The organism is Mycobacterium sp. 050128 (genome assembly GCF_036409155.1).
Classification (GTDB): Bacteria; Actinomycetota; Actinomycetes; order Mycobacteriales; family Mycobacteriaceae; genus Mycobacterium.
On sequence record NZ_JAZGLW010000001.1, the window covers coordinates 1988862 to 2008255 of the forward strand.

Sequence of the window (19394 nt, forward strand, 5' to 3'; positions counted from 1 at the left end):
ACGGCCTTTAGTGCACTTGCTCGAAAAACCTCATCAGGTGTCTGTTGATTTCCTCGGGCATCTCTTCATGGCTGTAATGCCCTGCGCCGGTGACGGATACGTAGCGGCCCTGCGTCGCATAGCGCTGACTGTGGTCGACCGGATCGGCCAGCACGTAGGGGTCGGCGTCGCCGCGCAGGTGTAGCAGCGGCACCCCGAGTTGGCGCGACATCGACTTCATGAATCGCCGGCCTTCACCGCGCAGCTGGCTGCGCACCGCCCAGCGCTGGTATTCCAGGGCGCAGTGCGCCGCTCCGGGAATCTGGATCGCCGTGCGCAGATAACCGATCGTCTGCGAGAAGTCTTCGGAGGCAACCCATTTGGCGGAGCTACGGTGTTTGACCAAACGTTCTATCTCGGCGCCGTTGTCGCGGGTCAGCAGCCGCTCGGGCCACAGCGGCAGCTGATAGCGCAGCAGGGTCGGCAGCAGCGCGGAACTCTGGTCGCGGCGCGTCAACGCCGATCGACGCAGCGCGGCCGGGTGTGGCGAGCTGACCAGCGCGATGGCGCGCACCAGCCGCGAGTGCAGCAGCGCGGTGGTCCAGCAGCACAGCCCGCCGTCGGCGTGGCCGACGAGCGTCGCCGACGAATGCCCAAGCGCGCGAATAAGTCCGGCCGTATCGCCGGCGAGCGTCCAGCCGTCGTAACCGCGCGGCGGCTTGTCACTGCCGCCGTAGCCACGCAGGTCGACCGCGACCACACGGGCATCGGTCAGCCCCCGCAACTGGTGACGCCAGGACCACCAGAACGAACCGAAGCCATGCAGCAGCATCACCAGCGGTCGTGCGGCCGCCGCCTTCGGTGCGCCCGGACCGGTCGGTAGCGCCTCGACGACGTGGAATCGAATGCCGTTGGCGTGCACGTCCAAATGGCGCCACGGCCCGTCGATACGGACCATCGACGGATCAGGTGCTGCCATTTACCAACCTGAGGGGTCGCTGGGGTTGCCGTTCTCGGGCTTGGCGTGCTTGCCGGGTACGTCGGTGAGCTGCTTGGTCGCGGCGGCGGACTTGTCGTGGCCGGGGGTGAGTGCGGTGCGCGCCTCCTTGACCGATTCGATGGTCTCCTGCGGTCCGCGGATCCGGCGCACCTTCAAATAGCCCAGCAGCGCCAGCACGGCTCCGACCACGACCATGAGCGCGAACACGATCAGGAAGGCCACCCAGCGCCACAACCAGTTGTCGAGCAGCTCGGCGAGGAAGAAGAAGAAAAAGAAGGTGCTGTAGAACAGCACCACCAGCGCGGCGATGAAGAACACGCTGCCGGTAAGGCCCTTCTTGATATCGCGGACGATCTCGGCGCGGGCCAGCTCGACCTCGGCCCGCACCAGCGTGGACGCCTGAGTCGTCGCGTCTTTGATCAGGTCACCGATCGACGGGTCGCCGTGGCCGGCATGCGGGTCGGCCAACGGAATCGTGGTCAGCGTGCTCGGCACGCCATTTTTGCGATCGACCTTGCTCACAAACGGTCCTCTCCGTTGAACTGCCCGGTTCCTGATCAAGCCGCTGCTTGGCTCGCATCGTCACCGAGCCCGTTCGCTGTCGTCGCGGTTTATGTTGCCATGTGCCGCGATGCCAGACGAGGCCAGCCGAAGTCCACGGGACTTCGCAACCGACGGGCCGGGCCGCCGCTATTCGCACAGCAAGAGGGGCGCGGGGGTGATCAACTAGACTGGCGCAGCTGTTCTCCGACATCCGGCCCGCTGATGGGAGTCACGCAGTGCAGACGGCACATCGGTGCTTTGTGGCGGTACTGGTGGCCGTGCTCCTCGTCCAGCCCGCTTTGCCGGCAAACGTCGCGGCAGCCGACGACCGGGTCCCGATGGGCGGTGGTGCGGGCATCGTCATCAACGGAGACACCATGTGCACCCTGACCACGATCGGCGGCGATGCCGCCGGTGAGCTGATCGGTTTCACCTCCGCGCACTGCGGTGGCCCGGGCGCGCAGGTCGCCGCCGAGGCCGCCGAAGGCAGAGGCATCCTGGGAGTCATGGTTGCGGGCAATGACGCCCTGGACTACGCGGTGATCAAGTTCGATCAGGCCAAGGTGGCGCCGGTGGCCAACTACGGCGGCTTCATCATCAACGGAATCGGGCCGGAACCGGTGTTCGGGCAGATCGCCTGCAAGCAGGGCCGGACGACGGGCAATTCGTGCGGTGTCACCTGGGGGCCGGGCCAGGATCCCGGGACCATCGTCATGCAGGTGTGTGGCCGGCCGGGCGACTCCGGTGGGCCGGTGACCGTCGACAACCTGTTGGTCGGGATGATCCACGGCGCGTTCAGCGACAACCTGCCGACCTGCATCATCAAGTACATCCCGCTGCACACTCCGGCGGTGGTGATGTCGTTCAACGCGATCCTGGCCGACATCAACGCCAAACACCGGCCCGGCGCGGGCTTCGTCCCCATACCGGTCTGAGCTACTTGGCCTCTCTGATCGCGTCGAAGACGCCCGGGTCGAGCAGTGTCGACGTGTCCCCGAGGTCGCGATTTTCGGCGATGTCGCGCAACAGCCGGCGCATGATCTTGCCGCTGCGGGTCTTGGGCAGTTCGGGCACCACGTGGATCTCGCGTGGCTTGGCGATCGGTGAGATCTCACGGGCCACCTCGTCGCGCAATTCGTCGACGATGCCCTCGTGCACGTCGTAATCGGCGCACATGACCACGAACGCGCAGATGGCTTGGCCGGTGGTCTCGTCTTTCTTTGCGACCACCGCGGCCTCGGCCACTCCGGAGTGGCCGACGAGCGCCGACTCCAGCTCGGCGCTCGAAAGCCGATGCCCCGACACGTTCATCACGTCGTCGATGCGGCCGACCACCCAGATGGCGCCGTCTCGGTCGTAATAGGCGCTGTCGCCGGCGAAATACCAGCCCTGGTCGGCGAACCTCGACCAATAGGTCTCGACGTATCTCTCCGGGTCGCCCCAGATGCCGCGCAGCATGGACGGCCACGGCTGGTCCAGGACCAGGTAGCCGGTGACGTGCTCGCCATGGTGGACGGTCGGCGTCAGTCGATCGCCGTGGTCGTCGACGATGCTGGCCGAGATCCCCGGCAACGCTCTCATCGCCGAACCAGGTTTGGCCGCAGCGACTCCGGGCAGCGGGGCGATCATCGCCGCACCCGTTTCGGTCTGCCACCAGGTGTCCACGATCGGCAGGCGGTCCGCGCCGATCACCTTGCGGTACCAGCGCCAGGCCTCGGGGTTGATCGGCTCGCCCACCGTGCCCAGCAGTCGAAGGCTGGACAGGTCGTGTGCATCGGGGATCTCGCGACCCCACTTCATGAAAGTCCGGATCAGCGTCGGCGCCGTGTAATAGATTGTGACGCCGTACTTTTCGATGATTTCGAAATGCCGATGCTGGCTGGGCGAATCGGGAGTGCCCTCGTAGAGCACTTCGGTGCCGCCGTTGGACAGTGGACCGTAGACGCCGTAGGTGTGCCCGGTGACCCAGCCGATGTCGGCGGTGCACCAAAACACGTCGCGGTCGGGCTTGATGTCGAAGATGTTGTAGTGCGTGTACGACGACTGCGTTAAGTAGCCGCCGCTGGTGTGCACGATGCCCTTGGGCTTTCCGGTGGTTCCCGAGGTGTACAGCAGGAACAACGGGTGCTCGGCGTCGAAGGGCGCCGCTGTGTGTTGGGCCGACGCGCCATCCACAACGTCGTGCCACCACACGTCGCGGTCGTCGTTCCAGGACACGTCAATTCCGGTGCGCCGCACCACCAGAACCCTCTCGACGGGGCTCTCGCCGTCCGGTCCGGGCGCCACTGCCTCGTCGGCCGCATCCTTGAGCGGCGCGGGCTTGCCGCGCCGGAATTGCCCGTCGGCGGTGATCAGCACCTTGGCCTGGGCGTCGGCGATGCGGGCGCGCAACGCCTTGGCGGTGAAACCGGCGAACACGACGCTGTGCATGACGCCCAGTCGCGCGCAAGCCAGCATCGCGATCACGGCTTCCGGGATCAACGGCAGGTAGATTGCGGCGCGGTCGCCGGCGACCAGACCGAGATCGGTCAGCGCGTTGGCCGCTTTGCACACCTCGTCCTGCAGGTCGGAGTAGGTCAGGCTGCGGCTCTCGCCGACCGGCTCGCCCTCCCAGTGAATCGCCACCCGGTCGCCGAGGCCGGCCTCGACGTGGCGGTCCACGCAGTTGTAGGCGACGTTGAGTTTGCCGTCGGAAAACCATTTGGCGAATGGCGCCTGCGACCAGTCCAGCACCTCGGTGAACGGCTCGGCCCACGTTAGCCGGTTAGCCTGCTTGGCCCAGAACGCCAACCGGTCGGCTTCGGCCTCGCGGTACAGATCTTCGCGGGCGTTGGCCTGCTCGGCGAATTGCGCCGGCGGCGGGTACGAGGCCGGATGCGAGGACGGGCCTTCGGTGTCGGTCACGGTCACTGGCTTCACTCCTATGTCGAGTATGTCGAGGGCCGGGTCTCGAGCTGGTCAACCGTCTGTGAGCCTAGACCCGCCCGCCGAACCTGTGGACTCCAATCCGGGGGTAAACCCCGTTGTCATACCGCATAATCACGGTTATGCGGGAATCTCGCGGGCAGCGTGCCCGTTGTCTACTCCTCGGCATTGCTGCGGCCGCAACGAGTTACGCGGTGGCCGGCGTGCTGGGCCCGCACGCGTCGGCGCTGCCGGTAGGCGACGAGGCGGTGCCGTGTCGCTCGGACCAGGTCGACGTGGCCGCTTCCCCGACGCAGGCCGCCGTGGGCCACCGCTCGGTAACCCTGACGTTCAGCCTCGCCGGTGGTGCGCAAGCGTGCACGCTGACCGGCTATCCCGCGGTCGAGACGGGCGACGACGGGCCGGACATTCACGCCACGCCCACGCTGCGCGGCTACATGGGCGGCTTGCCGAGCGATGTCGATGTGCCGCCCACCGTCACCCTGTCGCTGGCTGCACAGGGCCAGGCCATCGTGGAGGGCGTGGCCATCGACGGCTTCGGCAACCCGTGCCCCAATCGCACCGCGCTGCGGGTCAACCCGCCCAACACGATTGGCGTGGTCACGGTGCCGGCCACCATCGATGCCTGCGAATTGCAGGTGCATCCCGTGACCGCCTTGCAGCAGTAGGGCTTAGTAGGGGCTCGCCCGCTCCAGGCAATAGACAACCGGGGGAGTGGGATAGCTGATCCCGTTGAGGCCCGACGGGCAGTCCGAACTGTTCGTGGTGCCGTCGATGCGTTGGATGACTCGCATCACGCCCGACTCATGGTCATTGCAGTCACCCAAGGTCAGTTTGGGACTGTCACGCTCGCCGGATACCAGATAACACTGGCCCTGTTTGAGGTTCAGGGCGAAACACAGGATGGTCGAGCTGTCCGTGTAGCGGTCATAAATGGAGCCCTCGCGCTTTCCGTCGGGGCACTGCGCCGACGGTCCGCCTTTGGCGGCAAGCAAGTAGGTATTCACCGGATTGGCGCAGTCGTTGCCCGGATTCGAATTGAATGCCTCTGCGCGGTAAGACTTTTGAGTAATGCACTCGCCCACCTGCATCGACGTGTGTTCTTGGCGCTTGGCTAGCCGCGATGCCGCGCTGGCAAAGTCTCCGACGATTCCGAGCACCAGCACCACCGCGCCGATCGTGATCAGCGCGGTGGATGCCCCGCTCGCGCGACGCGGCGGCGCGCCATAGGGCGGGTAGCCGGCAGGGGGCGGTCCCGGATACGGCTGGCCCGGATATGCCGTAGCTGGCGCGCCCGGATATCCCGTCGGCGGCGGGTAGGGGTACGCGGGACGCTGTCGCCGACGACTGCGCGAGCGCTCCCATAGGCCGATGATCAGACAGATCAATCCGATCAGGGGAACGCCCAACGCGAACGCCGCCTCGCCCAGCGCCACCCCTACGTCGTGGTCCGAGGCGAGAAGCGTGACCCCCATGTCGAAATCCTAGGTTGTCGACGCCGGCCGGTGCACTTCACCGGCGGTCCTTGCGTGGCCGACGTGCTCGCAGGCCCTAGGGTCGCTGTCATGCGGTGGATGCGGGCCAGGGCCGGCGCTGCCGTCCTCATGCTGACGGCAGCGTCGCTGGCCGGCTGCGGGGGCGGCGTGCTGAGCCCTGAACTGGTGGTGGTGAACGGCGGTGAACCGCCGAACCCGCTGGTTCCGACCGGCACCAACGACAGCCTCGGCGGGCGGATCCTGGATCGGCTGTTCGCCGGCTTGGTCTCCTATGACGCCAACGGAAAGCCGTCCCCGGAAGTGGCGCAGTCCATCGAGACCACCGACAACGTCAACTACCGGATTATTCTCAAACCGGGCTGGAAGTTCACCGACGGCTCTGCGGTGACGGCACATTCGTTCGTCGACGCGTGGAATTACGGGGCTCTGAGCGCCAATGCCCAACTGCAGCAGGACTTTTTCAGTCCGATCGCCGGATTCGACGACGTCGCCGGCCCGTCGGGCGACGGCAAGCCGACCACGATGTCCGGGCTTGAGGTGGTCAACGATCTCGAGTTCACGGTGCGGCTCAAGGCACCGACCGTCGACTTTAAGTTGCGCCTGGGCCATACTGCATTCTATCCGTTGCCGGACAGGGCATTTCGCGACATGGCAGCGTTCGGGCGCAACCCGGTGGGCGACGGGCCGTATCGGCTGGCCGACAGTCCCGACGGACCTGCCTGGGAGCACAACGTGAAGATCGACTTGAAGCCCAACCCCGATTACCACGGCAACCGCCAACCCCATAACAAGGGCCTGAGGTTCGAGTTCTACGGCAACCTGGATACCGCCTATGCCGACCTGCTGTCCGGCAATCTCGATGTCCTGGACACGATTCCGTCCAGCGCGCTGACGATCTACCAGCGCGACCTGGGCGGCAACGCCGCCAGCGGGCCCGTCGCGGTCAGCCAATCACTCGACACACCATTGCGGCTGCCGCATTTCGGCGGTGAGGAGGGCCGGCTGCGGCGGTTGGCCTTGTCCGCTGCGGTTAACCGCCCGCAGATCTGCCAGCAGATCTTCAACGGCACCCGCAGCCCGGCCCGCGAATTCACCGCCCGCTCCCTGCCGGGGTTCGACCCGAACATCCCGGGCAACGATGCACTGGACTTCAATCCCGAACGGGCACGGCAACTCTGGGCGCAGGCCAACGCGATCTCGCCGTGGAGCGGGCGGTACGCCATCGCCTACAACGCCGACAGCGGCCATCAGGAGTGGGTGGACGCGGTGGCCAACAGCATCAAGAACGTGCTGGGCATCGACGCCGTCGGCGCGCCACACCCGACCTTTGCGGGGTTCCGTACCCAGATCACCAACCGCACCATCGACACCGCCTTCCGAGCCGGATGGATCGGCGATTATCCGTCGATGATCGAATTCCTCGCCCCGTTGTACGCCACCGGTGCGGGATCCAACGATGTCGGATATTCCAGCCGGGAGTTCGACGCCGGGCTGGCGGCCGCCGAGGCCGCCCCCAGCCTGCAGCAGGCCGATGTTGTGGTCAATGTGGCGCAACGAATTCTGTTGCACGACATGCCCGCTGTACCGCTGTGGTACTACATCGCCGTGGTCGGGTGGTCGCCGGAGGTCAGCAACGTCAAGGTCACGTGGAACGGGCTGCCCGACTACGAGAACATCCTCAAGGCCTAAGACATGGGTTGGTATATCGCACGAAGGCTCGCGGTGATGGTGCCCGTCTTCCTGGGCGCCACCTTGCTGATCTACGGCATGGTCTTCCTGTTGCCCGGTGACCCCCTGGCCGCGATCGCCGGGGACCGGCCGCTGACGCCCGCGGTCGCCGCGGCGCTGCGGGCGCGCTACCACCTCGACGATCCGTTCCTGCTGCAGTACCTGCGTTACCTCGGCGGCGTGCTGCACGGCGACTTGGGCCGCGCCTATTCCGGCTTGCCGGTCAGTGCTGTTCTGGCACATGCCTTTCCGGTCACCATCCGGCTGGCGCTGATCGCGCTCGTCGTGGAGGGGGTGCTGGGCATCGGATTTGGCGTGCTATCGGGCCTGCGGCAGGGCGGGCTTTTCGATTCGACCGTGCTGATCACCGGACTGATCATCATCGCGATCCCGATCTTCGTGCTGGGCTTTCTGGCGCAGTTCGTGTTCGGGGTCCGGCTGGGCATCGCGCCGGTCACCGTCGGCGAACGGGCGAGCTTCGCGCGCCTGCTGCTACCCGGAATCGTGCTGGGCTCGGTCTCATTCGCGTATATCGTGCGGTTGACCCGCTCGGCGGTGGCCGCCAATGCGCATGCCGACTATGTCCGCACCGCCACCGCCAAAGGGTTGTCGCGACCGCGGGTCGTGACCGTGCACATTCTGCGTAACTCGCTGATCCCGGTGGTGACGTTCCTCGGCGCCGATGTGGGTGCGCTGATGGGCGGTGCCATCGTCACCGAGGGCATCTTCAACATTCACGGCGTCGGCGGTGTGCTGTATCAGGCCGTCACCCGGCAGGAGGCGCCGACGGTGGTGTCGATCGTGACGGTGCTGGTGCTGATCTATCTGATCACCAACCTGCTGGTCGATCTGCTCTATGCGGCGCTGGACCCGAGGATCCGCTATGGCTGAGCATTCCGGCTTTTGGGGCGAAACCTGGCGCAAACTGCACCGGCGCCCGAAGTTCATCGTCGCGGGTCTGATGATCCTGCTCATCCTGCTGGTCGCGCTGTTTCCGGCCTTGTTCACCGACGCCGACCCCGCCTACGCCGATCCCAGCCAGAGCCTGCTCGGCCCGTCGGCGACGCACTGGTTCGGCACCGATCTGCAGGGCCACGACATCTATGCGCGCACGGTCTATGGGGCGCGGGCCTCGGTGACGGTCGGGTTGGGTGCCACGCTGCTGGTGTTCGTGGCCGGCGGGGCGCTCGGCGCGCTGGCCGGCTTCTACGGCGGCTGGATCGACGCGCTGGTCTCGCGCGTCACCGACGTGTTCTTCGGGCTGCCGCTGCTGCTGGCCGCGATCGTGCTGATGCAGGTCCTGCATCACCGCACGGTGTGGACGGTGGTCGCCATCCTGGCCTTATTCGGCTGGCCGCAGGTGGCCAGGATCGCTCGCGGTGCGGTGCTGGAGGTACGGGCCAGCGACTATGTGCTGGCGGCGAAAGCGTTGGGCTTGAGCAGGTTTCAAACCCTGGTGCGGCATGCGTTGCCGAACGCGGCGGGCCCGGTGATCGCGATGTCCACGATTGCGCTGGGCGCCTTCATCGTCACCGAGGCCACCTTGTCCTATCTCGGCGTCGGACTGCCGACCTCGGTGGTGTCGTGGGGTGGCGACATCAACCTGGCGCAGACGCGGTTGCGGGCCGGCTCGCCGATCTTGTTCTATCCGGCCGGCGCACTGGCATTCACGGTGCTGGCATTCATGATGATGGGCGACGCGTTGCGTGACGCCCTGGATCCGGCCTCGCGAGCGGAGCGGGCATGACCGGCCCGGAATCGCCGCTGTTGAAAGTCGAGGGCCTGGAAGTCAGGTTCGGCGATGACGACCCCGCGGTCAGCGGAGTCGACCTGAGCGTGATGCGCGGGCAGACCGTCGCCGTGGTCGGCGAATCAGGATCGGGCAAATCGACCACGGCCGCCGCGGTTCTGGGCCTGCTGCCGCCGGGCGGGCGAATCACGGCCGGCCGCATCACTTTTGACGGACAGGACATCACCGCGGCTGACCGCAAGGTGCTCCGTTCGATCAGGGGTCGACGCATCGGCTACGTACCCCAAGACCCGATGACCAACCTCAACCCCGTCTGGAAGGTCGGCTTCCAGATTCGGGAAGCGTTGCGGGCCAACACCGATGGCCGCCAGGCGCGCCGACGGGCGGTCGAGCTGCTTACCCAGGCCGGCATGCCGGATCCGGAGAAGCAGGCGGGCATGTACCCGCACCAGTTGTCGGGTGGCATGTGTCAGCGCGCGCTGATCGCCATCGGGCTGGCGGGCCACCCGCAGTTGCTGATCGCCGACGAACCGACGTCCGCGCTCGACGTCACGGTGCAACGGCAGGTGCTCGACCATTTGCAGCGTCTCACCGACGAACTCGACACCGCGCTGTTGCTAATCACGCACGATCTGGCGCTGGCCGCCGAACGGGCCGAGCAAGTCGTCGTTGTCCGCCGCGGTCTGGTGGTGGAATCCGGTGCCGCGCAGTCGATCCTGCGGGACCCGCAGCACGAGTACACGCGCCGGCTGGTGGCCGCGGCTCCGTCGCTGACGGTGCGGAGTTCGGCGCCGGCACGCCCGGGCGCCGACACCGGGGCGCGCGACATCCTCGTCGCCTCGGAGCTGACCAAGGTCTACCGGGAGTCGCACGGCGTACCGTGGCGCCGGACTGGGTTCTGTGCGGTCGACGCGGTGTCCTTCGGGTTGAAGCGGGCCAGCACCCTGGCCATCGTCGGCGAATCGGGCTCGGGCAAATCGACGGTGGCCCGGATGGCGCTGGGATTGCTCCAACCGACCTCGGGCGCAGTCGTTTTCGACGGTACCGAAATTTCTGATGCGCTGAACCGCGACGCGATGATGGCCTTTCGCCGGCGCGTGCAGCCGGTGTTCCAGAACCCCTACAGCAGCCTGGACCCGATGTACTCGGTGTTCCGCACGATCGAGGAGCCGTTGCGGATCCACCATGTCGGCGACCGCAGGCAGCGCGAGAAAGCGGTGCGCGACCTCGTCGACCAGGTGGCGTTGCCGTCGTCGGTGCTCGGCAGGTTGCCGCGCGAGCTCTCCGGCGGCCAACGCCAGCGGGTGGCGATCGCGCGTGCATTGGCGCTGCGGCCCGAGGTGCTGGTCTGCGACGAGGCCGTCTCGGCGCTCGATGTGCTGGTGCAGGCGCAGATATTGGACCTGCTGGCTTCGTTGCAGGCCGAACTGGGCCTGGCCTACCTGTTCATCAGCCACGACCTGGCCGTGATCCGGCAGATCGCCGACGATGTTCTGGTGATGCGCGCCGGGCGGATCGTCGAACGCGCGGCGACCGAAGAGCTGTTCACCAGGCCCGGCCACGAATACACCCGCCAATTGCTGGAGGCCATTCCCGGGGCGTCCATGCCGCCCCGCTAGGTTGGCAACCTGTGACGGCAGACCCGCTGGCTCCGCTGATGGAGTTCCCCGGCGTCGCCGAGGCCAGTGACCGGGCCCGCGACGCGTTGGGCCGCGCGCACCGCCATCGAGCAAATCTGCGCGGTTGGCCGGTCACCGCGGCCGAGGCCGCGCTGCGGGCGGCCCGCGCTTCCTCGGTGCTCGATGGCGGGCCGGTGCGGTTCGAGGACTTAGCGGACAGCTCAGGGGTGAGCGATCCGGTGTTCGGCGGAGCGCTGCGGGTGGCTCAGGCGCTGGAGGGCGGTGGGGGTGCATTGATCGGCGTGTGGCAGCGATCGCCGTTGCAGGCGCTGGCCCGGCTGCACATGCTGGCGGCGGCCGACCAGGTCGATGACGAACAATTGGGCCGCCCGCGGGCCGACCCCGAGATCGGGCCTCGCCTGGAGCTGCTCGGCGAATTGGTGACCGGTCGCACGCAGGTGCCGGCGCCGGTGTTAGCCGCGGTCGCGCACGGAGAACTGCTGACGCTCAAGCCCTTTGGCAGCGCGGACGGAGTGGTCGCGCGGGCGGTGTCTCGGCTGGTAACGATCGCCAGCGGGCTGGATCCGCACGGGCTGGGTGTGCCGGAGGTGAGCTGGATGCGCAAACCCGGTGACTATCGCAGCGCCGCAAGCGGATTCGCCGAAGGCACACCGGCCGGCGTCGGAGCATGGTTGGTGCTGTGTTGCCGGGCGATGCAGGCCGGCGCGCAGGAGGCGTTGTCGATCGCCGAGTCGTTGCCGGGCAAGAGTTGAGCCACGCCGCGCGAAAGGGTCCAGACATGTAGAGCGGGCGGCGTTCCGAAATATTCGGTCCGCCGCCCGCTAGCACGGAACTCGGTTACCAAGCGTGCATGTATGGGGCTGCGTGGGTGGCCTCGGCGATCTTGCGACGCTTCGAGCTACGACCCCACCCAAAGGGCCGTTCATGCTCTCTGCATTTTCGCAATTACGCAGGCCCGCAACACTTCTGCCATTTTCGCGGCTATGACTCCGCGTGGGTGCCGAGAACCGTGCTGGGCGCCCGGTTCGGGAGAACGAACCTTCTCTTCCGGATCGACCTAGGCCTTACCGGGCTTCCGTGGTTCCTTTGTACTACTGGAGCCTTAGCACAGCAAGGCCCAATTCTGCGAACGTTGCCAATCCGCAACTCGGCGAGGGCTCGGCAGGTTTGCTGGCGGCTAGAACGCGAAGCGCCGCAGCAGCGTGTAGGTGACCGCGCCGGCGGCCAGCGCGGTGACACTCACCGCGGCCGTGGTGGCGATCGCGGCACCCGAGGGCGCCGGAATCCGGTCTCGCAACGAGACCGGTCGCGAGAAACTCAATACGGGCCAACCACGTTCGGTCGCTTCCTTGCGCAAACCGCGGTCGGGGTTGACCACGCTGGGATGCCCGACCGACTCGAGCATCGGCAGGTCGGTGATCGAGTCCGAGTAGGCGTAGCAGTGCTCCAGCGGGTAGCCCTCGCGGGCCGCCAGCTCGCGGATCGCTTGGACCTTGCCCTCGCCGTAGCAGTAGAACGCGACGTCGCCGGTGTACTTGCCGTCCTCGACGACCATCCGGGTCGCCATCGCGTGCGTGGCACCCAGTGCGCGGGCGATCGGTGCGACGATTTCCTCGCCCGACGCGGACACCACGACGACGTCGCGGCCGCACAATTTGTGCGCGGCGATCAGGTCCGCGGCCTCGGCGAACACCAGTGGAGTCACGATGTCGTGCAGCGTTTCGTTGACGATCGACTTGACCTGGGCGACGTCCCAGCCGGTACACATGTTGGTCATGTGAGTGCGCATTCGGTCCATCTGGTCATGATCAGCACCAGAGAGCAGGAAGATGAATTGGGCGTAGCTGGACTTCAGCACGGCGCGCCGATTGAGCAGTCCCTGATTGAAGAACGGTTTGCTGAACGCCAGGGTGCTGGACTTGGCGATGATGGTCTTATCCAGGTCGAAAAAGGCCGCGGTACGGGCGCGTGCAGTACCGGTTGCGGCTGTCTGCGCAGAGGTTTGCTGATACGCGTCTGGGTCGGAGACAGTCACCGACACAGCATAGGTCGGTGAGTCGGCGCGTCCGGGGTCGCCGGCGAAATCGGGGCTGAACTGGGGGTAACACACGAGGCCAACGGTGTTTTTACGGCTCAAATAGTAGCTATGAAAAAAAGATCTACTTGCGGCACCGCCCACTGTCGTGTGTATAGTAAGCATTACTCGGCCTGAGCCGAGGGTGTATCAGCCCGACCCCCCGGGGCTGATGCACGACGACCTCCGCCTCCTCCCCCCCTGGCGGGGGTCGTCCCTTTTCTGGGGTAATTTTCCCCAAAAACAAGCCTTCCGACTCCGCCTTGGGTGCGTTGCGGGCACAGTGTTATCCCTCGGGCGGGCAAGCGCCGAACCCCGAACTTTGTGCACACCCTCGTATCTCTCCACAAATCCAGATCTGGCACTGGTGTGCCATCCCGAGCTGCCCGCACGGTGGTGGGGTGACAATCGCGACCAGTGCCGAGCCGAGGGGTTCCGCGGGTGTACTCGCGGTGCTGACCGACCCGATATTGCGCGACGAGCTGGACCGGGTGGCCGCCGCGGTCGGCGTTCGAGTGGTGCACGCCGGCGGTGCGGCGGTGGGACGGAAAACGTGGTCGGCGGCCGCGGCGGTGGTGCTCGATGCGGCGGGCGCGGACCGTTGTCGGTGCGCTGGTCTACCGCGTCGCACGCACGTCAGCGTGTTGTGCGCCGCCGAACCCGCGACCGCCACCTGGTCGGCCGCGATCGCGGTCGGCGCGCAGCACGTGCTGAGCATGCCGGCGCAGGAGCACGAATTGATCCGCGAGCTCGCGGAGTCCGCTGAATCCGTCCGGGACGACGAGTTGCGCGGCCACGTCGTCGCGGTGGTCGGTGGCCGCGGCGGGGGCGGCGCGTCGTTGTTCGCGGCCGCACTGGCGCGGGCCGCCAATGATGCACTGCTAGTTGATCTTGATCCCTGGGGCGGCGGCCTCGATTTGTTGCTGGGCGGTGAGAGCACACCCGGCCTGCGGTGGCCCGACTTGGCATTGCAGGGCGGGCGGCTCAGCTGGCCGGCCGTGCGCGACGCCCTGCCGCGCCCGCACGGCATCAGCTTGCTGTCCGGCACGCGGCGTGGCTACGAACTGGACGCCGGGCCGGTGGACGCGGTCATCGATGCGGGCCGCCGCGGAGGCGTCACGGTGGTGTGCGATCTGCCCCGTCGTGTGACCGACGCCACCCGGGCCGCGCTCGACGCCGCCGACCTTGTCGTCGTCGTCAGCCCGTGCGACGTGCGGTCCTGCGCGGCGACGGCAGCGATGACGCCGGTGCTGGCCGCGATCAATCCCAATCTCGGGTTGGTGGTCCGTGGCCCGTCGCCGGGTGGACTGCGTGCGGCCGAAGTCGCCGACATCTGCGGCCTGCCGCTGCTCGCGACGATGAAAGCTCAGCCGCAACTGGCCGACCAACTCGAACACGGCGGTCTGCGTTTGGGGCGGCGATCGGCCCTGACGGCGGCAGCTCGCCGGGTGCTCGCGGTACTGCCGCGCGCGGGATCCCGACCGAAAGCCGGTGCGGCGTGAGCGAATCGCTTATCGAGCGGGTGCGCGAGCGTTTGGCGACCGAAGCGGCGCCATTGCGGCCCAACGTGGTGGCCGCCGCGATCCGGGCCGAATCCGGCGGGATGCTCGGTGATACCGAGGTCCTGGCCAACCTCCGGTTGCTGCAGACCGAACTGACCGGCGCCGGGATTCTCGACGCATTGCTGTGTGCGGACGGCACCACCGACGTCCTGGTCACCGCGCCGGACGCGGTGTGGGTCGACGATGGAAACGGTTTGCGTCGCAGCCAAATCCGGTTTGCCGACGAGGCGGCGGTGCGGCGGCTGGCGCAGCGGCTGGCGTTGGCCGCCGGGCGCCGTCTCGACGACGCACAGCCGTGGGTCGACGGTCAACTGAGCGGTATCGGCGCCGGCGGATTTGCGGTCCGGTTGCACGCGGTGTTGCCACCGGTGGCTGCCGGTGGCACGTGCTTGTCGCTGCGGGTGTTGCGGCCGGCTACCCAGGATCTGGCGGCGCTGACCGCGTCGGGCGCGATCGAGCCGGCGGCTGCGGAGTTGGTGGCCGACATCATCGCGGCCCGGTTGGCATTCCTGGTGTGTGGCGGCACCGGCGCCGGCAAGACGACTTTGCTGGCGGCCATGCTGGGTGCGGTGTCGCCGGCCGAGCGGATCGTGTGCGTCGAGGACGCGGCCGAATTGGCGCCCCGGCATCCGCATCTGGTCAAGCTGGTCGCGCGGTGCGCCAATGTCGAAGGCGTAGGCGAGGTTCCGCTGCGCCAACTCGTGCGGCAGGCGCTGCGGATGCGGCCCGACCGCATAGTGGTCGGAGAGGTCAGGGGCGCCGAAGTGGTCGACCTGCTCGCGGCGCTGAACACCGGCCACGATGGCGGGGCCGGCACGGTGCATGCCAACAATCCGGGCGAGGTCCCGGCCCGGCTGGAGGCGCTGGGCGCGCTCGGCGGTTTGGACCGGGTCGCGTTGCACAGTCAGCTCGCGGCGGCGGTCCAGGTACTGCTGCACGTCGCCCGGGATCGCAGCGGCCGGCGTCGGCTCGCTGAGATCGCGGTGCTGCGCCACGTCGAGGGACGGGTTCGGGTGGTCACGGCGTGGCATGCGGAGCGAGGGATGACCGATCATGCCGACGAACTGCATTTCTTGCTGCGAAGCCGGTTGCCGGCATGAACAGTGTCCCGGCCGGTGCATTGCTGGTGGCGTTGGCACTCTTGGCCCTTCCACCGTCACCGCGACGGCGGCTGCGGCCGACGCCGGCGCGCCGCCGGGCCGTCGGCGGGCGCGGGGCGGGCTGTCTGGCGGTGTGCGCCGCCGTTGCGGGTGCGGTGGTGCTGCCGCTGACGACCGTCCTGGCCGGCGCGGTGGTGGTCGTCACGGTGAGCCTGCGTTACCGCCGGCGTCGTCATCGCCTGCGCGCCACCGACGAGGGCCGGACATTGGAAGCCGCGCTGGATGTGTTGGTCGGAGAGCTGCGAGTGGGCGTGCATCCGGTGCGGGCGTTTGGTGTTGCTGCCGAGGAAACCGTTGGCGCGGTGTCGAACTCGCTACGGGGTGTCGCGGCGCGAGCGCGGTTGGGCGCCGACGTCGTGGCCGGCTTGCGCGCCGCGGCATGCGTGTCGGCTCAGCCTACGCAGTGGCATCGACTGGCCGCGTGCTGGCAGCTGGCCAGCGATCACGGTCTGGCGATCGCCACCCTGATGCGCACCGCCCAACGCGATATCGTTGAGCGGCAGCGGTTCTCGTCGCGTGTTGACTCCGGCATGGCCGGTGCGCGCGCCACCGCGGCGATACTGGCGGGACTGCCGGTGCTGGGAGTATTGCTGGGCCAACTGATCGGGGCGCGCCCGCTGCGCTTCCTGCTGAGTGGGCACGCGGGTGGGTGGTTACTGGTTGTCGGGTCCGTGCTGACGTGCGCCGGGCTGCTGTGGTCGGACCGAATCATCGCGCGAGCGGGAGCCGGGGCGTGAGCATTGCGGCGGTATTGCTCGCCGTGGCGCTGTTGATCGGGCCTGGCCCGTCGGTGGTGCGGGCGCGTGCCGGCACAACGCCCCGCGCGCAACGGTTTCGGATCGGGCGGACCGACGAGACAGCTCGCGGGGCGGACCCGCTGGCAGTCGCATCCAGCTTCGACGTGCTGGCCGTGTGTCTGGAGGCCGGGATGGCCGTGTCGACCGCCGCCGCTGCGACCGCGGCGTCCGCGCCGCCGAGGCTGGCCCGCGTACTGCGGCGGGCCGCCGATCTGCTGGCGCTGGGATCCGATCCCGCTGTCGCATGGTCGATCTCGCCCGAGAAGAAGGTCGACGCGCAGACCGATGCGCTGCTGCGACTGGCCCGGCGTTCGGCGTCATCGGGTGCGGCGCTGGCCAGCGGCGTCGCCGAGCTGGCCGACCAGTCTCGACACGACGCCGCGCATACCGCCGCTGCGGCCGCCGAGCGCGCGGGCGTGCTGATCGCGGGCCCGCTCGGGTTGTGCTTCCTGCCGGCGTTTGTCTGCCTGGGCATTGTCCCCGTGGTCGCGGGGCTGGCCGGAGACGTCCTGCAGTCGGGCTTGCTGTGAAGAGACTACAACAGAGGGGATACATTGGTGATCAACATGTTTCGTGTAACGATGGCGCGGATGGCGGTCCTTGCCGCCGACGAGTCGGGGATGTCCACGGTGGAATACGCGATCGGCACCATCGCGGCGGCCGCGTTCGGCGCGATTCTCTACACCGTCGTCACCGGCGATTCGATCGTGTCGGCGTTGACCAACATCATCGGTCGCGCGCTCAACACCAAGGTCTGATCGGCTGCGCCGGTGCGAGCACCGTGGAAGCGGCTTTGGCGATCGCCGCACTGGTGGTGGTGCTGGCGCTTTGCCTGGCCGGTATCTCGGCCGTGTCGATGCAGGTTCGCTGTGTCGATGCCGCCCGCGAGGCGGCCCGCCTGGCCGCGCGCGGTGACGAACGTTCGGCCGTCGACGCCGCGCGCAGCATCGCGCCGGACGGATCCCGGATCCAGGTGCGCCGCGACGGCGATTTCGTGCTGGCCACGGTCGTCGTGCACTCAAAGTTATTGCCCGCGTTGGATATTAGCGCTAGCGCAGTCTCCGCCGCGGAGCCGTCGCGATGAGCGCGGCTCGGCAACCGTCCTTGCTGCGGCAATGGTCGCGGTGCTGCTGTGCATCACGGGCGCGGGCGCATACATCGGCTCGGTGGTGGTGGCACGCCATCGTGCGCAGGCGGCTGCCGATCTGGCCGCGCTGGCCGCCGCGGCGCGGCTTCCTTCTGGAGCCGAGGCGGCCTGTGCCCGGGCGAGTGCGATAGCCCGCACGATGCGAGTCGACGACGTCGGCTGCCGGGTGGACGATCTCGACGTCGTCGTCACCGTGCGCGTGGCGGTTCTCTTCGGCGGCGTGGCTCAGGCCGCCGCTCGGGCGGGTCCGGTCGACGCGGCGTAGCTCACTTGTTGTCGTCCGGGGTTTTTGGTAGCCCGGCGTTGGCGAGCTCTTCGTCGCTGGGCAAGCGCAGCGAGACCAGCCCGACGAAGGTCTCCGGTTCGAGTTCCACTCGGTTGGCCGTCACGTGCACGGGCACCCAGTCGCCGTCGAAGCCGCGCATCCGCAGCACCCGGTTGGTCGATCCCTTGCCGAATTCCTTGGTCATGGCTGACATTTGGGGGACGTCGTCGGGATGGACCTTCGGCCTGTCCTTATCGGATCCGCGCCAATCGTAGAACGTGCACGGTTCGTCGAGCCATTTCAGCAGGGTCCAGTTGTTGAGGTCGACGAGTGCCCGGTGGACGCCGGCCTGCCGCAGCCCGTTGAGGATCCGCAACGCCAGATCGTCGGTGGAAACGATCGGGCCCTTGAGCTCGGCGCGCCAGTTCATCGCGCGTGCGACGAGGTGGTCCTTGCCGTTGGGGCCGGGCTCGAGCGCGCTGCGCCCGATGAAGCCTATCCGGATGGGGTTTCCCTCCCAGTCGGTGAGATCCCATGTGCTGCAGATGGTTTGGCCAGGCTCGGCCTTGACCGCCATGGCAAGCACTTTGGTTTCGTTCGGGTTGAGCTCGCGTGAAGGAAGATCTTCGGCAAAGGCCCTGCCGAAGGTGACTTCGACTTCGGGGTTTTTGCCGCTGATGGCCAGCGATTCGCGGGTGTCCGTGGCCACCCCGAGGGTCAGGTCCCACTTCAGCGGGCCCGCGGTGGGCCGCTCGGGCGGGTCGATGTCGGCGGGACCGGTCCACACATGCACGCCGTGGATGCAGCCGTCGGACATCACCACCGGTTCGGTGCGGATCACGCGGTCGTGCTTGGGAGTGATGCTGGTCAGGCTCTGGCCGGTGCGAATCGACTCAGCGATCGCGGTCCGGACGGCGGCGAGATGGGGACTGCGGCGGAGGAAGGTACTGATAGGGACAAGGTTCTTGAGCTGCCGCCCCTGTGCAACCACGGCAGGCTCTTCCCCCAGTGTCTCCACGAGCAACCAGTCGTGGGCCATGTGCTCGATTTTAGGGCGCGTGGGCGCATCTGAGGATCCCCGGTCGCGCCGTCATCGCCTCAGCAAAGCCGTCGCGACACCAGTTCAGCGATGCTTCGAATCGACTTCGGCAGCGCTAAGTTACTGGTAAGTTTGCAAACGCCATCACGGCCTTGGTAGGTTTTCTGCTCCGGCCGTTGGTCGCGCTTTGAGACAGCACGTCGGCGTTTCTTTAGCAAACAGGAAACGCATTCGGCGGTTGTTGTGTGCAGTTCCGTGGAGGTCGACCGTCGAGGGGTCGGTCGCCGTC

At 67.5% G+C, this 19394-nt stretch carries 20 protein-coding genes; 14 read left to right on the forward strand and 6 right to left on the reverse strand.

Annotated features, from left to right (window positions below; genetic code table 11):
• Positions 1 to 7: 7 nt before the first annotated feature.
• Both SKC41_RS09545 and SKC41_RS09550 read right to left on the reverse strand, forming a co-directional pair.
• Complete coding sequence (locus tag SKC41_RS09545) at positions 8 to 958, reverse strand: alpha/beta fold hydrolase (RefSeq protein ID WP_330977403.1); 951 nt, start codon at positions 956 to 958, stop codon at positions 8 to 10.
• Positions 959 to 1501, reverse strand: a complete 543-nt coding sequence (locus SKC41_RS09550; RefSeq protein WP_330977404.1) for a phage holin family protein — start codon at positions 1499 to 1501, stop codon at positions 959 to 961. It abuts the gene before it with no gap.
• 257 nt (positions 1502 to 1758) lie between these two features.
• Here SKC41_RS09550 and SKC41_RS09555 point away from each other — a divergent pair, with 257 nt between their 5' ends.
• Entirely contained in the window at positions 1759 to 2457 is a 699-nt protein-coding gene (locus tag SKC41_RS09555; RefSeq protein WP_330977405.1) for a serine protease, read from the forward strand.
• A gap of 1 nt (position 2458) precedes the next feature.
• Here SKC41_RS09555 and acs read toward each other — a convergent pair whose 3' ends face one another.
• A complete protein-coding gene (gene acs, locus SKC41_RS09560) occupies positions 2459 to 4441 on the reverse strand; it encodes an acetate--CoA ligase (protein ID WP_442931581.1) in 1983 nt (660 codons plus the stop codon).
• Positions 4442 to 4569: 128 nt separating this feature from the next.
• Here acs and SKC41_RS09565 point away from each other — a divergent pair, with 128 nt between their 5' ends.
• Complete coding sequence (locus SKC41_RS09565) at positions 4570 to 5115, forward strand: DUF4232 domain-containing protein (protein ID WP_330977407.1); 546 nt, start codon at positions 4570 to 4572, stop codon at positions 5113 to 5115.
• A gap of 3 nt (positions 5116 to 5118) precedes the next feature.
• Here the strand turns inward: SKC41_RS09565 and SKC41_RS09570 are convergent, their stop codons facing one another.
• A complete protein-coding gene (locus SKC41_RS09570) occupies positions 5119 to 5922 on the reverse strand; it encodes an LppU/SCO3897 family protein (RefSeq protein ID WP_330977408.1) in 804 nt (267 codons plus the stop codon).
• Positions 5923 to 6012: 90 nt separating this feature from the next.
• On the opposite strand from SKC41_RS09570, the gene SKC41_RS09575 reads away from it, so the two are divergent.
• The 5 genes from SKC41_RS09575 to SKC41_RS09595 are packed head-to-tail and all read left to right on the forward strand — an operon-like array spanning position 6013 to position 11813.
• Positions 6013 to 7632, forward strand: coding sequence for a peptide ABC transporter substrate-binding protein (locus SKC41_RS09575; protein WP_330977409.1), 1620 nt, complete (start codon positions 6013 to 6015; stop codon positions 7630 to 7632).
• 3 nt (positions 7633 to 7635) lie between these two features.
• Entirely contained in the window at positions 7636 to 8562 is a 927-nt protein-coding gene (locus SKC41_RS09580) for an ABC transporter permease (RefSeq protein ID WP_330977410.1), read from the forward strand.
• Positions 8555 to 9418 carry an ABC transporter permease gene (locus SKC41_RS09585; protein WP_330977411.1) on the forward strand — a complete coding sequence of 288 codons (864 nt, stop codon included), beginning with the start codon at positions 8555 to 8557 and terminating at the stop codon, positions 9416 to 9418. The genes SKC41_RS09580 and SKC41_RS09585 overlap by 8 nt, the downstream gene beginning before the upstream one ends.
• Positions 9415 to 11040 carry an ABC transporter ATP-binding protein gene (locus SKC41_RS09590; RefSeq protein ID WP_330977412.1) on the forward strand — a complete coding sequence of 542 codons (1626 nt, stop codon included), beginning with the start codon at positions 9415 to 9417 and terminating at the stop codon, positions 11038 to 11040. Before SKC41_RS09585 ends, SKC41_RS09590 begins: the two co-directional genes overlap by 4 nt.
• An 11-nt stretch (positions 11041 to 11051) precedes the next feature.
• Positions 11052 to 11813 (forward strand): oxidoreductase, encoded by a 762-nt coding sequence (locus tag SKC41_RS09595; RefSeq protein ID WP_330977413.1) that lies wholly within the window; start codon positions 11052 to 11054, stop codon positions 11811 to 11813.
• 425 nt (positions 11814 to 12238) lie between these two features.
• On the opposite strand, the gene SKC41_RS09600 is transcribed toward SKC41_RS09595, so the two are convergent.
• Positions 12239 to 13096, reverse strand: coding sequence for an HAD-IB family hydrolase (locus tag SKC41_RS09600; RefSeq protein WP_330977414.1), 858 nt, complete (start codon positions 13094 to 13096; stop codon positions 12239 to 12241).
• Positions 13097 to 13587: 491 nt separating this feature from the next.
• Between SKC41_RS09600 and ssd the strand changes: the two genes are divergently transcribed.
• From ssd to SKC41_RS09635, 7 genes are read left to right on the forward strand one after another with little or no spacing between them, the layout of a single operon-like run.
• Positions 13588 to 14637: a septum site-determining protein Ssd gene (gene ssd, locus SKC41_RS09605; RefSeq protein ID WP_330978819.1), complete on the forward strand. Its 1050-nt coding sequence runs from the start codon at positions 13588 to 13590 to the stop codon at positions 14635 to 14637.
• Entirely contained in the window at positions 14634 to 15797 is a 1164-nt protein-coding gene (locus SKC41_RS09610) for a TadA family conjugal transfer-associated ATPase (protein WP_330977415.1), read from the forward strand. The genes ssd and SKC41_RS09610 overlap by 4 nt, the downstream gene beginning before the upstream one ends.
• Positions 15794 to 16594: a type II secretion system F family protein gene (locus tag SKC41_RS09615; RefSeq protein ID WP_330977416.1), complete on the forward strand. Its 801-nt coding sequence runs from the start codon at positions 15794 to 15796 to the stop codon at positions 16592 to 16594. Before SKC41_RS09610 ends, SKC41_RS09615 begins: the two co-directional genes overlap by 4 nt.
• The gene (locus SKC41_RS09620) at positions 16591 to 17184 is read left to right on the forward strand and encodes a type II secretion system F family protein (protein ID WP_330977417.1); all 594 of its coding nucleotides are present in this window, start codon (positions 16591 to 16593) and stop codon (positions 17182 to 17184) included. The genes SKC41_RS09615 and SKC41_RS09620 overlap by 4 nt, the downstream gene beginning before the upstream one ends.
• A gap of 36 nt (positions 17185 to 17220) precedes the next feature.
• The gene (locus SKC41_RS09625) at positions 17221 to 17412 is read left to right on the forward strand and encodes a DUF4244 domain-containing protein (protein ID WP_330977418.1); all 192 of its coding nucleotides are present in this window, start codon (positions 17221 to 17223) and stop codon (positions 17410 to 17412) included.
• Positions 17413 to 17435: 23 nt separating this feature from the next.
• Positions 17436 to 17738: a TadE family type IV pilus minor pilin gene (locus tag SKC41_RS09630; RefSeq protein ID WP_330977419.1), complete on the forward strand. Its 303-nt coding sequence runs from the start codon at positions 17436 to 17438 to the stop codon at positions 17736 to 17738.
• 31 nt (positions 17739 to 17769) lie between these two features.
• Entirely contained in the window at positions 17770 to 18066 is a 297-nt protein-coding gene (locus SKC41_RS09635; protein WP_330977420.1) for an Rv3654c family TadE-like protein, read from the forward strand.
• A gap of 1 nt (position 18067) precedes the next feature.
• Here SKC41_RS09635 and SKC41_RS09640 read toward each other — a convergent pair whose 3' ends face one another.
• Entirely contained in the window at positions 18068 to 19105 is a 1038-nt protein-coding gene (locus SKC41_RS09640) for a PAS domain-containing protein (protein WP_330977421.1), read from the reverse strand.
• Positions 19106 to 19394: the final 289 nt, after the last annotated feature.